The sequence below is a fragment of the Catenovulum adriaticum genome (genome assembly GCF_026725475.1).
GTDB classification, from domain to species: Bacteria; Pseudomonadota; Gammaproteobacteria; order Enterobacterales; family Alteromonadaceae; genus Catenovulum; species Catenovulum adriaticum.
Genome location: NZ_CP109967.1, coordinates 619,406 through 636,089, shown reverse-complemented (window position 1 = coordinate 636,089; position 16,684 = coordinate 619,406). Strand labels below are relative to the sequence as shown.

The window sequence follows — 16,684 nt, the reverse complement described above, 5'->3', positions numbered from 1 at the left end:
TATTAAAAAATAAAAAACCAGCAGAACTGGCTGCTGGCTTTATTGATACACCTTTTTGTTTTTTGGAGCTTAGCTTAAAATTTAGCTCTTACCCCAACATTATAACGAGCACCGTATTTTTCTAAATCGATAAGCTGATTAGCAAAGCGGCCATGGCGGCGTGCATTTTCGCCAGTAATATTAATGCCATCCACAAAGACAGAGACGGTTTCATTAATATCGTAATTAGCTGAAATATCAATTTGCTCATAAGCCTCGGTAAACGTTGGCTCAGTACCCCCAGCTAATAAAAATTTGTCACGCCAATTGTAAGCAATTCGCACCGAATAATTATCTTGTTCATAAAAGCCAACTAAGTTAGCAGAGTCACTTAACCCTGTTAGTGCAAAGTCATTATTTAAGTTAAAAACTTCATATTCATCAGAGCTTTGAACTAAAGTGTAGTTGGCAATAGTACCAAATCCAGAATCACCGAACATATGTTGGATATTAAACTCCCAGCCATCTACTTCAGTTGCATCTAAATTTTGAGGGGTGGTGACTTCCCAAACAATGGCCGGATCGCCAGGCTGTGAGGTACAGGCTTCCACTGGTTCACTTGTAGTTCCTTCTGGGCAGTTGCCTCTTGGGTTAACGCTTGGGTTTGTTAGTGGGCCATTTGGACCTTCAATAATTTTTTCTTCCTGATCTGTGGCGATAAAATTATCAACTTGCTTTCTAAAATGGCCAACCGACATGTAGCTGGTATCACTGTAATACCACTCAAGTGATAAATCTAAGTTTCGAGACTCGTAAGGCAACAAATTTGGGTTACCCTGAGAGGCTCTAAACGGGCCGGTTGAAAAGTGATTATTGAGCGCCGTTGATGGGAACATTGCACCAATATCACTTCGAGAAATGGTTGTACTATATGATAATCTAGCCACTAATTCAGGACGGATACTCAAGCTAAAATCCATATTTGGCAGATAATATTTATAATCACCGGTAAGCTCATTTGAGGTTGCTTCCTCGGCAAATATTTTTGACATTTCTAAATCTGAAATCCAGTTAAACCCGGTAACAGGGTTGGCAACGGTATACGAGGAAACATCTGTGTTTTCGTACCTCATTCCCACATTGGCTTTGAAGTCCATATCATTAAATTCAGATTCAAAATCAACAGAGATATAATACGCCAATGTCTCTTCTTCTATCCCGTTTAAATCAATATTGGCGTCAATAAATAAATCTTGCTCTTTAACCAGATCAATAAACTCTATCGCTGAGTATTTAGGGATATGCTCAAACCCGATACCACCAGGCATCAGTGAAAAATCTAAGCTAGAGACATCCATGCCGCCTGGATGCAAAGCAAAGTTGGCACTGGTAATTTTAGTGGTATCAACTTTATAACCCGTATGAGCAATCCCAAAATTAATCGCTCTTAAGCCATCACTCCCTGCGTTTTCCCAACTACCGTTTAATTGAATTTGTTGAATATTATTTTCAATTTCATAACCTCGCTCTTGATATAAATCAGCGCGAATATTCGATAATTCATATGCGCCGCCTGATAACGCTGAGTCATCGTAAGTCACGCTGGGCGTATCGCCTGTAAAATCCGCGGCAATATCTACACCAGAGCCATCGGGTAACTTTATATTCGCTAGATTAGCTAAACGTTCAGCAGGTAGAGCCCCCGGGTTTGAGTGAGAAGTAGAGTCGTGCATATCTAACTCAAACTTTAAGGTATCAGTTGCCAACCATTCTAAATTTAACCCGTAAGAATCATTTTCGGTTTTAAATGCATACTGCCATGCCCAAAAATTAAGTTCATCGTTGGCTCGGCTTGGATTTATTATGGTGCCGTTAACATCAGCCGTGCCAGATTGCACATTATCAAACCAGAAACTCATTCGATTCATATTGGTTTTTTCGTCAAACCTAGACATAGTGTAATCAGCCGTGGCAATCAAAGAGTCGGTTAGGGCGTACTGCAATACTAATTGTGCATTTTGGCGTTCACGTTCAGTATCTGAATTATCAAGATCAACGGTTGGCACTTTCCAAGTTTCAGCAGTAGGATTATTGTCTGTGTTGATGGCACTGGTATCAGGTGAAGAGCCGTCGGCAAAGCTTGGAAAATTTCGGCTCCAACCATTTTGGGTCCCAATTCGGTCGGTATGACTATCCCGCTTAGAGTGTGAAGCTGAGACTAATAACCCTAATTTTTCGTCTAAAAATGTATTGCTAATTGAGCCTGATATTTCAGGCGTAACTTTGTTACCTGTGCCGTCATCCACACTGGTATCCATTACAGCTTTTACACTGGCATGGGCATTAAATCCAGGTCTGTCAAACGGCCTTGCCGTTTTAATATTAATGGTTGCGCCAATCCCACCTGAACTCACATTGGCTTTACCTGTTTTATATACTTCGACGCTTGATACCGTTTCAGCTGCAATTTCTTTGAAATTAAAGCTTCGATCGATACCGGCATCTTCTAATGCCGAAGAATTAGGCATTTGGCGATTGTTTAAGGTCACTAAATTAAAACTTGGCCCAAACCCTCGAACGGTAACTTGGTTACCTTCATTGTTTGAACGGTCAATTGAAACCCCTGTAATACGTTGTAATGACTCAGCTAAATTAGTATCCGGAAACTTACCTATATCTTCAGCGGATATGGCATCGACTACACCAAATGAATCTCGCTTAATTGATGTCGCTTTACTTAGTGAGCTTCTAATGCCTTTTACGTTTATAACTTCTGTTTCGGCTCCTTCTTGGGTTTGAGCATTAAGTTGACCACTTGAAGCGGCCAGAATAGTCATCAATACTGAGTTTAACTTGAACCTATTGCTGATCATTGTCTCACCTTTTATTAGTTGTATATATTTACCCTATACCACTTAAATTAGAGTGCTAACAATTTACAATCTATATACAAGCTAGATGCTAGTCAAGTTAATTGTTGACAATGAAATATGAATAATGGATTGTGTTGGTTTGTGTTGGCTTAGTTTGTTTGTGTGGTATTTGGCTGGATTGTTATTGGCAAAATTGTGCAACTCAAAGGGCCTAATATTGACGGACAAGGCGAAATTCAATAGTGAGTTGAATATGCACGTCATTTATAAAGAGAAAACACATATTATTACAGGTTGGATATAACCATGAAATACAATCAAATTTATAGCGCCTTATTGTTTATGGCAAGCTTAAATGCGTGTGTCGATTCTGAGCAAACAGAATCACAGACATCATCAGAAAACTCATCTGCAGAAACGATGCTATTGGATTTTGAACGCTTAGATTCAGACAATAAAATACCCACGATGTTAAAGATGGATCAGGCTGATGCCAAAATCGTAAAAGATAAACAAAACCATAAAATTCAGATAGATCTCAATTCAGTTGACCATTATGTCTCTGGATTTGAGTTTAAACCTGATACACCTTGGAATTGGGCTGATATGGGCAAATTTGCATTTGCATTAGACATTGAAAACCCTAAATCGGATTCTATCCATTTTTATGTCACCGTAAAAGATACCAGTGGTCAAACTCATAATCGCAGTGTTGTGGTCTCAGCTAAGTCTGATAAAACCTATTTTATTGAATTAAAAGGCGATGATTTAGACATTGAAACAGGCATTCGTTCAAACCCGAACACTTGGCAGACTGATTATACCCCTGTAATTTGGCGTTGGGGGGTAAAAAATATTGATTTAACTCAAGTTGAAAGCATTGTATTCAACGTGCGGGGCGTAGTTGAAGATAAACAGATCTTTTTAGACAACTTAAGACTCATTACTCCTAAAGACGTTGATAAAGCTTATTTAGCTGGATTAGTGGATAAGTTTGGTCAAAATGACAAAGTCGACTTTGTTAACAAAATTGACTCAACTGAAGCATTACGTGCCATATCAGCTAAAGAGCAATCGCAGCTAATTGATCGTCCACTTGCTGGTCGATCTAAATTTAGTGGTTGGAAGGACGGTCCACAACTTGAAGCCACAGGTTATTTTAGAACACAAAAATATCAAGGAAAGTGGACGTTAGTTGACCCTCAGGGGTATTTGTTCTTTTCAAATGGTATCGCAAATGTACGCATGGCGAATACTTCTACCATCACAGGGTACGATTTTGACTCTAACTATATTACTCCTCGTTCAGCCGGTGATTTTACCCCTGAAGACTCTTTAGGTTTAAATACAGCGCCTAAATCGGCATGGCCAAGCCGGTATGTATCGTCAGAGTTACGCGCAAATATGTTTAACTGGTTACCGGATTATGATGAGCCACTTGGTAAACATTTTGGCTATCGACGAGAAGTGCACACGGGTGCGGTTGAAAAAGGTGAAACTTATAGTTTTTACCGCGCTAATTTAGCGCGTAAATATCAAAGCCATGATCCCAACGTTTATTTGAAAAAGTGGCGTGAAACCACGGTCGATCGCATGTTAACTTGGGGGTTTACCTCATTTGGGAATTGGGTTGATCCGAGTTATTACCAATTAGACAGAATTCCATATTTCGCAAATGGTTGGATTATTGGTGATTTTAAAACCATTACCAGCGGCAATGATTATTGGAGTCCGTTACCTGATCCTTTTGATCCTGTTTTTAAACAAAGAGCGTTAGTCACAGCTAAAAAAATTGCTTCAGAGGTACAAAACAGTCCTTGGTGTGTAGGCATTTTTATTGATAATGAAAAAAGCTGGGGCTCAGAAGGCTCTATTCAAAGCCGTTACGGTATTGCGATTAACGGGCTGGCAATGAATGGTAAAACGAGCCCAACAAAAGCTGAATTTACCCAGTTGATAAAAGCAAAGTATCAAAATGTTACTGCTTTAAATCAAGCATGGGGGACACAAATTCAATCTTGGCAAGCCTTTGAAAAAGGCGTAAAGCTAACCCAATTTAATGCAAATGTAGAAAAAGATTTATCTGATTTATCACGCCATTACAGCGATCAATATTTTGCGGTTGTTCGCGGTGCGGTTAAAACGCATCTACCAAATCATTTATATATGGGCGTTAGATTTGCGGATTGGGGGATGACGCCAGAGGTTCGCGCTTCTGCCGCTGAATATGCAGATGTGGTGAGTTATAACTACTATAAAGAAGTGATCCATAAAAAGCATTGGGACTTTTTAGAAGCGATAGATAAACCGAGTATTATCGGTGAATTTCATAATGGCGCTTTAGATTCTGGGCTGTTAAATCCGGGTTTAATTCACGCCGAATCACAAGCTGATCGGGGTAAAAAATATCAAGCGTATTTGTATAGTGTGATCGATAATCCTTATTTGGTGGGGGCACATTGGTTTCAATATATCGATTCGCCATTAACAGGTAGAGCGTATGACGGTGAAAATTATAATGTCGGTTTTGTCAGTGTGACAGACATTCCGTATCAGCCTTTGGTAGATGCAGCCAAAACCGTTAATAAACAAATTTATCAACGTAGGTTTAAGCAAAATGAAAAAAAATAGGTTAGGGGCAAAAGCGAGTATTATTTTACTCGCTATCGGCTTTTTAATTGCTTGTTCAAACAGTGACAAAATGCAGCCTCCACTTAAGCAAGGAATTTATGAAATTTATCATCAAAAAGCACTAAACGTACTGGATATTAATGCCGGCATTAAAGTGTTAGAAACAGGATTTAGTTGGGTTGAGGGGCCGGTTTGGTCTGATACACACCAATTTTTATTATTTTCAGACATACCAAATCATAAAGTATTTAAATATCAAGTAGGTAAAGGCGTATCTGAATATTTATCAGATAGTGGTTACTCAAATGGTTTGTTGATTGATCACCAAGACCAACTTATTTTAATGCAATCAAGACGTCGCCATGTTGTTAAAATGAATGCCGATTTATTAACGCCAGAAGCTAACTATCAAACCTTATCAGCGGATTATCGAGGCAAAAAATTAAATAGCCCAAATGATGTTACTTTGCATGATAACGGCACTTTGTATTTTACCGATCCCCCTTACGGGCTACCAAAGCAGTTAGACGATCCTAAGAAAGAACTATTATTTCAAGGTGTGTATGCACTTACTTCAGGTGGATTTCTGAATTTGCAGGATGACAACTTAAAATACCCAAACGGCATTACACTATCAAATGATCAGCGCCATTTATATGTTGCTGTCTCAGATCCCAACCACCCTGCTTGGTATCAATATGATGTTAAACCTGATGGCCAATTAACCAATAAAAAATTGTTTTATCAAACTCAGCCCGTTTTAGATGCAGCTCAAGGTTTGCCTGATGGATTAAAAATGCATCAGTCTGGTGTTATTTTTGCGACAGGGCCTGAAGGCATTTGGTTATTTGATGCCGAGGCGACTTTATTAGCTAAAATTAAACTGCCAAGTATAGCGGCTAATTTAGCATTTAATACAGAACAATCTCGACTTTACATTACGGCACATCAGCAATTGTTGGCGTTAGATTTAAAGTTATAATTTAGACCGAATAGGTAACGCTGGCTAAGCTCGCGTTGCCTGCTTATTAATCAATAAATAAATTACGAATTGGCTAATACCGATTAAAAGCTTTGCTACGGCGACAACCATTTAACCAAGTTTCGCATACCGTTAAATTGTCATCTAACAACACCCAGTTAGCTTTGCTGCCTACCTTAATGCAACCTAACTCAGGCGCTTTCTTTAGCCATTGAGCAGGCGTTAAACTAGCCATTTTGAGTACATCATTTAAAGGTAGTTTTAAATCTTGAACGCAGTTTTTTACAGCTTGTTGCATTGATAAATGAGAGCCTGCAAGTTGCCCTGTTGAAATCGTTAATTTATCTTGCTGTAAGGTGATTTTTTCTCCGAATAATTCAAACTTTGTTTGCTCACTGCCGATTAATGCCATTGCATCAGTTACTAAGACGAGTTTTTCAGCTGTTTTTAGCCGGTAGGCCATATTAACCACAGCAGGGTGTACATGATGGTGATCAATAATAATACCACAGTAAGCTTCATCTTCCACGAGCGCTGCGCCAACCATACCTGGCTCTCGGCTGGTTAATGCTGACATGGCGTTAAATAAATGAGTAAATCCGCTTGCACCAGCTGCTATAGCCGTTTGTGTTTCTTGAAAGCTTGCATTTGAATGCCCTAAACAGACAATCCAACCTAGAGTTTTTAAGCGTGTAATTGACTCGCTAGATACTTGCTCTGGCGCCAGTGTTATCATTTTTATGCCTAAATCTTGACGCTCAAAAATAGACCATTCCGCGGCTGATATTTCTCTAATATATTGAGCTGGATGAACGCCTTTTTTTGGTTGCGATAAATGAGGCCCTTCAAAATGGATACCTAATATGCCCGGTACTGATTGTGCAATCGCTTGCGATACTGAGTCTGCGGCTTTTAGCATTACTTGAATATCATCAGTAATTAATGTGGGTATAATAGCTGTGCTGCCAAATTGGCTATGGGCATAACTCATCGCAATTAATGTCGTTAACTCAGGCGCGTTGTTAAACAATAAGCCGCCGCCACCATTGACTTGGGTATCAATAAAACCGGGTGCAAGCAAACCGTTAAGTTGAGTTGCTGAAGATGAATTTTGGTTAGTTTCTATGGCTGTAACAACGCCATTTTCAACATGGACCACTGGGTTGTTAATAAATTGCTGGCCGTCGAATAATTGTGTGGGGGAAAATTTTTGCATCGTTATTGGGTCCGAGTTGTTTTAGTTAAATCATCGGGTGCTTTAGAGCGATAACAAAACTCGACTGGTACAGTGGGAATATTCGTTAACTACATTTATGCAATTGAAAGCGGGTTTAGGGGTTATTGTAAAAAACCATAAAAAACGAAAGTTAATCTTCGTTTTTTATGGTTAAAATTAAACAGTTAGTTTTAGCTTAGATTCATTTCTTGAATAATTTCGTGTGCAATTTCTGGGGTAGTGACCTCTGGTTTTTTATGTATATCACCTTTTAGCTGACCTTTTCTATGTTTAAGGGCGGCATCTAATTTTTTCACTGATTTGCTAATAGCTGGATACATTATACTATCTGAACCTGATGTTGCGATGCGAGCGCCTTCATAAGTTGTAATAGATTCGACAGTAAATTCGCCATGTTGTTTGGTTATAATCACATCGGCTGAAATGAGAGAAGGGAAATGGCTGGCTATTTTAGCAAACTTTTCGTCAATATGTTCTCTTACACTATCACTGATTTCTACGTGGTGACCTGAAAGTTTTATTTTCATGGTTAATCCTTAATCAATTTTGAATTTTCTTTAGTGCGTGGAGCTATTTTAGTAACTTTATAAGTTACTTAACTATAATAATTGGGCTAAATTTAAAAAATACAAGTGCTAGGTTGTTATTTTGTCCTAGTATTAAAATTAAAGTTGTTAGCTGTCGTTAAATCAAGTAATTCTAAATAAAAATTAATTCATCTTATTTAGCGAAATGCATCCAATAGTTAACAGCGCGCTTTCATATTCTTAATTTAGTAGTGGCCAAAAGCGAATGTTTAAATTGATTACTAAGTTCTTCAGCCTAAAACAATGGCCTAAAACGGGTCGCCTAAAAATGAAAACTCAAATCAAAGGTTTGGTTGGTTTAAGTATGCTGTTAAGCATACTTGTGTTTGGATTAGGGATAATACAGGCTGAGATATTAAATAGTGTGCGAAGTTATGTATACGGTGAAGGGTTATGGGCGAAAGCGCAAAAAAAAGCAGTCTATCATTTAAATTTATACATTTTGTATTCTGATCAAACAGACTATCAGGCATTTTTAACTGAGTTAAATAAAAACGAAGGCGATAAAATTGCCAAGCATGCAATGTTGCAAACACCGTTTAATTTTGTAGAAGCAAGGCATGGTTTTATTCAATCGGGTAATCATCCTGATGATGTTAATGGGATGATTTATTTTTTTAAGTATTTTAGAAATATGGAATATCTTAAAAAAGCAATTAAATATTGGGATTTAGGCGATGTAAAATTGGCTGAACTAAAAGCTTTTGGCCAACAAATACAGCAAGCTAAACTCAATCAGGAGGTGTTGAATAAACCAAGACTATTAAATAGATTACAGTCGCTAGATGCGGAACTGGAGCAAGTTGAAAAAGATTTTTCAACAGTATTGGGCGAAGGCGCGCGATGGGTAAAAGCCACCACAACTAATGCAATTTTTATTATTTTAGTGATTTTGTTTGTATGTATTTTAGCGTTAGCGCGGCGGATTTTATTTTTATTTGAGCAAACCGAAAAAGCCTTAGTTATTACTGAAAATAAATATCAAAGCTTATACCAATCTGAGTTATTGGGCATACTGGATTGGAAAGAAGATGGCTCTATTACTGGTGCCAATCAAGCGTTTTTACAAATGGTTGGCTATAGCCAGCAAGAATTACAAAACGGTCAATTAAATTGGAAGTCTATGACGCCACCTGACTGTTATACAACAGATGCCCGTGCATTAGACGAAATTCGAAAAGATGGCTATTGCCGGCCTTTTAGCAAAGTATTTGTCGATAAAAGTGGCAATCGAATACCTGTTTATATTAGCGCTGTGCAGCTTTGTGGTTACGTTGACAGAGGCATTGCGGTTTTAGTTGATCAAACGGTTCAAATGCAGGCGGAAGAAAAAATGCGCTTAGCCGCAACCGTATTAGAGAGCAGCCGTGATGGTTTAGTCATTTTAGATTTGGAAGAAAATGTTGTTGATTCAAATCAAGCATACAGCATAATGACAAGCTACTCTAAAGCCGAACTTTTAGAGAGTTCGCATTTTTTTAGTTGTTTAGGGCTAACGGAACAATTGCAAACTGACATTAGAATCTCAACAAAAGAAAAAGGGCATTGGGCTGGTGATACTAATATATTAGATAAAAACGATCATCTAATTCCAGTTCGGCTTGCGATCACGACAGCCAAAGATGATGTCAGTAACATTGAATATTTGGTGGCGAGTTTTACTGATATTAGCGCACGTAAAGTGTTTGAAAAAAAGCTTCAAAATATGGCTCACTACGACTATTTAACCGGATTAGCAAATCGTTCTTTATATCAGTATCGTTTGAACCAAGCTTTGACACGCGCTCAGCGGTTAGAAACTCAATGCGCACTTTTATTTATCGACCTAGATAAATTTAAGCCTGTTAATGACCAATACGGGCACGATGTTGGAGATCAGCTGCTAAAACAAGTCGCGCAGCGGCTCATTTTGTGTATTCGAGACAATGATACGATTGCTCGCTTAGGTGGAGATGAGTTTGTGGTGATTATTGAAGATTTAGAAGAGATTAACAACATTCATGTGATTGCAGACAAAATAAATTTACACATATCCGAGCCTTATTTTACGAGCGGAATTGCGCTTGAAATTAGCTGTAGCGTTGGAATATGTATTTACCCACAAGATGGTCAAAACACAGTAGAACTCACTAGAGCGGCAGACAAGGCGATGTATAGCGCTAAAAAATCTATGTCTGGTTATTGTTATTATCAACCAGACGCTGCGGATAATAACAATAACGCCTAGTACTTATTTTAAGCTTGGTAAAGTTCTAACGGTAAATTGTCGGGGTCTTTAAAAAAAGTAAATTTTTTACCTGTTATTTCATCCACTCTAATGGGCTCAACCTCGATTCCTTGCAACTCTAAAGTTTGCTTTGTTTGAGCAACATCGTCTACTACAAAGGCTAAATGGCGTAACCCTTGTGCTTCTGGGCTTGAAGGGCGCTCTGGTGGGTTTGGAAAAGAAAATAACTCAATTTGACTGTGCTCGTTAATTGATAAGTCTAGCTTGTATGAATTGCGAGATTCACGGTAAGTTTCTTTAATAATGGGTAAGCCTAATATTTGTGTATAAAAAGCTTTTGACTGTTGGTAATCAGAACAAATAATCGCCACATGATGAATGGCCTTGAGTTGTAGCATATAGTCACCTTTAGCATTTGGCTCAATAAACCAATAAAATTATTTATGATTGGCTTATTGAGTATGGGGTTATTTATTCAAAATGCGTTTGTACTTTGGCGGCACTGGCAATTGCATTATTAATTGCATTGTCTATGTTGTTTGCGCGATTTAAAATTACCCCGAGCCGTCTTCTACCACTGATTTCAGGTTTTCCAAATAGGCGAATCTGCGTATTGGGCTCAGATAAAGCCGCTTCTACTCCTGAAAAACGAATATTATCAGACTGTCCTTCTCGTAAAATAACGGCGGATGCGCTAGGACCAAACTGGTTTATTTGCACAATAGGTAAGCCCAAAATTGCTCTGACATGAAGTGCAAACTCAGATAAATCTTGAGAAATTAAAGTAACTAGCCCAGTATCATGCGGACGAGGCGATACTTCACTAAAAATAACTTCATCGCCTTTTACAAACATTTCAACGCCAAATAATCCGTAACCGCCCAACGCTTTTACAACTTTTTCTGCCATTATTTGTGCATTTTTAAGCGCTGTGTCACTCATGGCTGCTGGTTGCCATGATTCACGATAATCGCCATCTTCTTGTCGGTGACCAATTGGTTGGCAAAAATGAATGCCGTCTACTGCGTGAATAGTGAGTAGAGTAATTTCGTAATCAAAATCGACAAAACCTTCAATAATGACTTTGCCTTTGCCTGCTCGGCCACCTTCTTGAGCGTACTGCCAAGAGGCTTGAATATCACTTTCGGATTTGATGATTGATTGGCCTTTACCCGATGAGCTCATAATAGGTTTGATTACACAAGGCATGCCAATGCGTAAAACTGCTTGGTTAAAGTCATCAAAATTATCGGCAAACTCATAGCTTGAGGTTTTTACAGATAAAGTTTCGGCGGCTAACCGGCGAATGCCTTCTCGGTTCATGGTGAGCTGGGTTGCTTTTGCGCTAGGTACAATATTAAACCCTTGAGATTCTAAATCGGCCAACGTTTGGGTTGCAATGGCTTCAATTTCAGGCACAACTAAATCAGGTTTTTCGTTTTCTATTAATTGTCTTAGTGCATCGCCATCTAGCATATTGATAACATAATGGCGATGAGCCACTTGCATGGCAGGGGCGCCTTCGTATCTATCAACCGCAATAACCTCAACGCCCATACGTTGTAATTCAATCACCACTTCTTTGCCGAGCTCACCGCAGCCTAGCATCATTACTTTAGTAGCGTTTTTTCGTGTCGCTGTTCCTATCATTAATAATTCCTCTATTGCCTGATCAGTGTAGGCGGTTGAATGTGTGAATTAATTATGTATTTTCAATTGAACTAATAATATACAAAGCTTGTGCTGATGAATCGCCACAAAAATCGACTTCCGCGGTAAATTCACGACAGACTTTAGGTCGCTCTGGTTGGTTAAAAATTTTGCAAAGATTATTATCATCTAGCTGAATACAGCGCTCACCAGCTGGCTTTCCGTTTGGCATACCAGGAATAGACGAACTGATAGAGGGGGCAATGCAGCATGCGCCGCAACCGAGACGACATTGCATATTATAATCTTATCGGGGTTACTAAAATTGAACGGCAGTTTAGCGCCAAAAATAAAAATAGCCAGACATGCTGGCTATTTTTATTTTTGAAAATATGATTTTTTGTCAACAAAAAACTTATAATTCGCCCATTGCGTTTTTCAGTTTTTTCATTGCGTTGGCTTCTAATTGGCGAACGCGCTCAGCAGAAACGCTATATTTAGCGGCTAACTCTTGTAACGTAATTTTATTACCGTCATCTAACCAGCGAGCCTTAATAATATCTTGGCTGCGCTCATCTAGCGTTGAAATCGCATTTAATAAGCGGTTATTTGCGTGGCTTTCCCACTGATCGCTTTCTACTTCTTGTGCTACGTCTGAATGGGTATCTTGTAAAAATTGAGCGGGTGCAAAATTTGAATTCTCGTCATCGTCATTACCTAGATCAAATGCCTGATCTTGGTTACTCATTCGAGATTCCATTTCTAATACTTCACGTCGACTAACACCTAACGTATCAGCTACTTTATCCACTTCGGCATTATTAAACCAACCTAAACGCTTTTTAGATTTACGTAAATTAAAAAATAATTTACGTTGAGCTTTAGTGGTTGCTACTTTTACGATGCGCCAATTTTTAAGTACATATTCATGAATTTCGGCTTTAATCCAGTGCACAGCAAATGAAACCAAACGCACGCCAACCGCAGGGTCAAAGCGACGAACTGCTTTCATTAAACCTATGTTACCTTCCTGAATTAAATCGGCTTGAGGTAAACCGTAACCAGAATAACTTTTTGCGATATGCACAACAAAACGCAAGTGCGACATAATAAGTTGTTGTGCCGCGTCTAAATCACCGTCGTTAAATAAACGCTCAGCCAGACTTTTTTCTTCATCAGCTTTTAACACTGAGATGCTATTTACAGTCTGGATGTACGCATCTAAACTACCAATCTGTGGTGATAATACCAAAGCTGTAGATGCAGACATATTCGCCATGATGAGCTCCATTTCAGTTAAACAATGAATCTTTATTAATTAATTTAGCAGTCTATTAAGAAGAGTGCTAAGCATGTTTAGCACTCTCCAATATTGAGTGCTAAATGTCAAATAAGTTCATATAAAAAATCGCCATATTTAATGAATTTTTTATTAAATATGGGAAAATTTCAGCATGATGTCGGTTTTTATAGCAGCTTGATGTTTATTTAGACAGGATCTTTATTTTAATATGTGAAGCCTGTCTAATTACCGGTTGAGAAGTTAATCTTCGAAGTAGGTGTAACCCTCTAATCCTGATTTGAGTTTGATATAATATTGGTCCTTAAGCTCGCCAGCTAAACGGGTATTGTTTAATTGAGCTTGATAGTTTTCTAATAAAATATCTTTTTGAAAATGCACAGTCGCTAATGCAGATTCAGCACTGTCGCCTTGCAACATATGATTAATGTGCCAATTGCCTTGAGCATCAAATTCGATGTGAGCTGAGTCAGTATCGCCAAATAAATTGTGCATATCACCTAAAATCTCTTGGTAAGCGCCTACCATAAACATGCCTAGCAAATATTCATCTGAGGTATCAGGTTTATATTGAGGCAGTGGTAAACTAGACTCTACCCCCATCCCATCGGCATATTGTTTTAACTGGCCATCAGAATCACAAGTAATATCTTGAATAATAGCGCGCATCGCTAAGGGCTTATTTAAGTTTTCTAATGGCACAACCGGAAATATTTGATCAATTCCCCAAGCGTCTGGTAACGATTGAAACAGCGAGAAATTGCAAAATAGCTTGCTAGCTAATTTTTCATTTAGTTCTTCTTTAATCTCACGGTGCGCGCGCGCATTTGAGTTTAAATGCTGTTTTATATGATGCAAAGTTGTAAAGTACACAACTTCAAGTTCCGCCCATTGATTTAAATTGATTAACCCAAGTACAAATTTTTGCTGGGCATCGCTAAAATATTGAATCGTATCGTGATAGCACTCTAAAGCAAGGCGCTCAGTGACATGATAATTGAGCTTATAAATATTTTGGCTTTCTATTGGCGCATCGTCTGATAGGGGCGGCAGCTGTTCAATTCCTTCAAAAGGTTTAGCAGGCGTTTCAATATCAATTACATTAGTCACTAAAACAGCGTGATGAGCTGTGATGGCTCGGCCAGATTCCGTGATAATATCGGGTTGCTCTATGCCAGCTTCTAAGCACACGTCAACAATACCTGAAACAATATTGCGGGCATACTCTTGCATATCGTAATTCATTGAACACTGGCTGCGACTGCCGCTGCCTTCGTAATCTACGCCTAAACCGCCACCAACATCGAGTGTTGTAATGTTTAACCCAAGTTGCTTTAACTCAGTATAATAGCGGGCACATTCTTTAATCGCGATTTGAATGTCACGTATATTGGCAATTTGCGAGCCAATATGAAAATGAATTAACTGAAATAAATTAGTTTGATTATTTACTTTAAGCAACTCGATAGCTTTGAGTAATTGGCTTGAGGTTAAACCAAATTTGCCTTTTTCGCCGCCCGAATTTTGCCATTTGCCTTTACCCACAGAGTTAAGACGAATGCGGATACCAATATTTGGCGCTGTTTTATATTGCTTGGCAAGTTGCAAAAAGGTTTTAAGTTCAGATAGTTTTTCAATCACGACAAAAACTTGATGGCCCATTTGCTTGGCAATAATAGATAATTCTAAAAACTCTGTGTCTTTATAGCCATTACAAACAATTTTTAATGGTTTATTGGTTGCGCCTAAAATGGCAAGCAATTCAGGCTTGCTGCCTGCTTCTAAGCCTATTTGGGGCTCTGATTTTAATAATTGTTCAACCACGCTGTATTGTTGGTTAACTTTTATAGGATATACAGTGGTATATTGACCTTTATATTTATAAAGGTTTATTGCTTCATCGAAAGCTTCGTTTAATGACCAAACTCTATCGCGTAAAATATCAGTAAAACGTAATAAAACAGGTAAGCGCAAACCCGCTTGTTTTAATTCGCCTATTATTTGAGATAAATTGACTTGTGTTTTAAGCTGATTTTTAGGTTGAGCAATTAAACAGCCTTGCTCATTTATGTCAAAATAACCGTCGCTCCAGTTTGCGATATTATATACTTGTTTTGCGTGTGAAATTAAATCGTCTGCCATATTAAATTCAGCGTCCATTGAACAAATAAAGCTAGTGTAATAGTAAATTTTATTTGCTGCTAATGATTTATCTTTATAGTGCATTATTAACTGAATTCAGACTGCGAATTAGTCAGATAAATACAGCAATAAAATTAATTTTAAATCATTTTTTGAGGTTCATATGTCAGATTTATCTTCACCCAATTGGTTTACTGAGCAATGTGATCATACGGGTACGGCAATTTCACTCAGGATTAAACATAAAATTGTTGAAAAGCAATCAAGATTTCAAAAAATCGAAATATACGAAACCACAGATTTTGGTTATTTAATGGTCATTGATGGTTGCACTATGCTCAGCACACGTGACAATTTTTTGTACCATGAGATGATGACTCACCCTGCATTATTCACCCACGAGCAACCGAAAAATGTAGTGGTGATCGGGGGAGGCGATTGCGGAATTTTAAATCAAGTGCTAAAGCATGACTCGGTTGAGTCTGTACACCAAGTTGATATTGACGCACTTGTTACTGAAATGGCACAGCACTATTTTCCGCAGCTATGCGAAAGCAACCAAGATCCGCGCGCTAAGCTTGAATTTACCGACGGCATTCAGTTTATGCAATTGGCAAAGCCTGCTTCATTTGATGTAATTATTGTCGACTCGACCGATCCAATAGGGCCTGGAGAAGGTTTATTTAATCATGCGTTTTATCGTAATTGTTTAGACGCATTGCGCCCGGGCGGTATTTTAGTGCAGCAAAGCCAATCCCCCATTTTGCATCAAGCTTTAATCAAAGAAATGCGAGATGCAATGCGCTTAGCTGGATTTGACGATTTGCAAAGCTTTTTATTTCCGCAGCCTATTTATCCGAGTGGCATGTGGTCTTGTACTTTAGCTCGAAAAGCTGAGCCATTTGGGTCCTTTCGCCAAACCGATGCAAATTTATTGTCAGATAAACTTGAATATTATAACCCGGCAATACATTTAGCCGGCATGCAATTACCTAATTTTTTAAAACGGGCATTAGCGCTATAGTAGAGCCTTAGAATCAAGCACTACCAGCGATTTTTAGCTATTGTGTTAGTTA

General features: G+C 38.4%; 12 protein-coding genes. 4 read left to right on the top strand and 8 right to left on the bottom strand.

Features of this window, described 5'->3' with window-relative positions:
* Positions 1–74: 74 nt before the first annotated feature.
* A complete protein-coding gene (locus OLW01_RS18400; protein ID WP_268076960.1) occupies positions 75–2,852 on the bottom strand; it encodes a TonB-dependent receptor in 2,778 nt (925 codons plus the stop codon).
* Between the two features lie 306 nt (positions 2,853–3,158).
* Between OLW01_RS18400 and OLW01_RS18395 the strand changes: the two genes are divergently transcribed.
* Both OLW01_RS18395 and OLW01_RS18390 read left to right on the top strand, forming a co-directional pair.
* Positions 3,159–5,483 (top strand): beta-galactosidase, encoded by a 2,325-nt coding sequence (locus OLW01_RS18395; protein WP_268076959.1) that lies wholly within the window; start codon positions 3,159–3,161, stop codon positions 5,481–5,483.
* Entirely contained in the window at positions 5,470–6,465 is a 996-nt protein-coding gene (locus tag OLW01_RS18390; RefSeq protein WP_268076958.1) for an SMP-30/gluconolactonase/LRE family protein, read from the top strand. Before OLW01_RS18395 ends, OLW01_RS18390 begins: the two co-directional genes overlap by 14 nt.
* A gap of 73 nt (positions 6,466–6,538) precedes the next feature.
* On the opposite strand, the gene nagA is transcribed toward OLW01_RS18390, so the two are convergent.
* Both nagA and hpf read right to left on the bottom strand, forming a co-directional pair.
* On the bottom strand, positions 6,539–7,681 hold the full coding sequence (nagA, locus tag OLW01_RS18385; RefSeq protein WP_268076957.1) for an N-acetylglucosamine-6-phosphate deacetylase: 1,143 nt from the start codon (positions 7,679–7,681) through the stop codon (positions 6,539–6,541).
* A gap of 191 nt (positions 7,682–7,872) precedes the next feature.
* A complete protein-coding gene (gene hpf, locus OLW01_RS18380) occupies positions 7,873–8,229 on the bottom strand; it encodes a ribosome hibernation-promoting factor, HPF/YfiA family (RefSeq protein WP_268076956.1) in 357 nt (118 codons plus the stop codon).
* 328 nt (positions 8,230–8,557) lie between these two features.
* On the opposite strand from hpf, the gene OLW01_RS18375 reads away from it, so the two are divergent.
* Positions 8,558–10,516: a sensor domain-containing diguanylate cyclase gene (locus OLW01_RS18375; RefSeq protein WP_268076955.1), complete on the top strand. Its 1,959-nt coding sequence runs from the start codon at positions 8,558–8,560 to the stop codon at positions 10,514–10,516.
* A gap of 8 nt (positions 10,517–10,524) precedes the next feature.
* Here OLW01_RS18375 and gloA2 read toward each other — a convergent pair whose 3' ends face one another.
* The 5 genes from gloA2 to speA form a co-directional block, all read right to left on the bottom strand.
* Entirely contained in the window at positions 10,525–10,914 is a 390-nt protein-coding gene (gloA2, locus tag OLW01_RS18370) for an SMU1112c/YaeR family gloxylase I-like metalloprotein (RefSeq protein WP_268076954.1), read from the bottom strand.
* A 73-nt stretch (positions 10,915–10,987) separates the two neighbouring features.
* Positions 10,988–12,166, bottom strand: coding sequence for a formate-dependent phosphoribosylglycinamide formyltransferase (gene purT, locus OLW01_RS18365; RefSeq protein WP_268076953.1), 1,179 nt, complete (start codon positions 12,164–12,166; stop codon positions 10,988–10,990).
* 52 nt (positions 12,167–12,218) lie between these two features.
* Complete coding sequence (locus OLW01_RS18360; RefSeq protein ID WP_268076952.1) at positions 12,219–12,464, bottom strand: YkgJ family cysteine cluster protein; 246 nt, start codon at positions 12,462–12,464, stop codon at positions 12,219–12,221.
* 117 nt (positions 12,465–12,581) lie between these two features.
* The gene (rpoH, locus tag OLW01_RS18355) at positions 12,582–13,445 is read right to left on the bottom strand and encodes an RNA polymerase sigma factor RpoH (RefSeq protein ID WP_428980210.1); all 864 of its coding nucleotides are present in this window, start codon (positions 13,443–13,445) and stop codon (positions 12,582–12,584) included.
* Between the two features lie 264 nt (positions 13,446–13,709).
* A complete protein-coding gene (gene speA, locus OLW01_RS18350; protein WP_268077306.1) occupies positions 13,710–15,608 on the bottom strand; it encodes a biosynthetic arginine decarboxylase in 1,899 nt (632 codons plus the stop codon).
* Between the two features lie 163 nt (positions 15,609–15,771).
* Here speA and speE point away from each other — a divergent pair, with 163 nt between their 5' ends.
* Complete coding sequence (gene speE / locus OLW01_RS18345) at positions 15,772–16,632, top strand: polyamine aminopropyltransferase (protein WP_268076951.1); 861 nt, start codon at positions 15,772–15,774, stop codon at positions 16,630–16,632.
* The last annotated feature ends 52 nt before the right edge of the window (positions 16,633–16,684 follow it).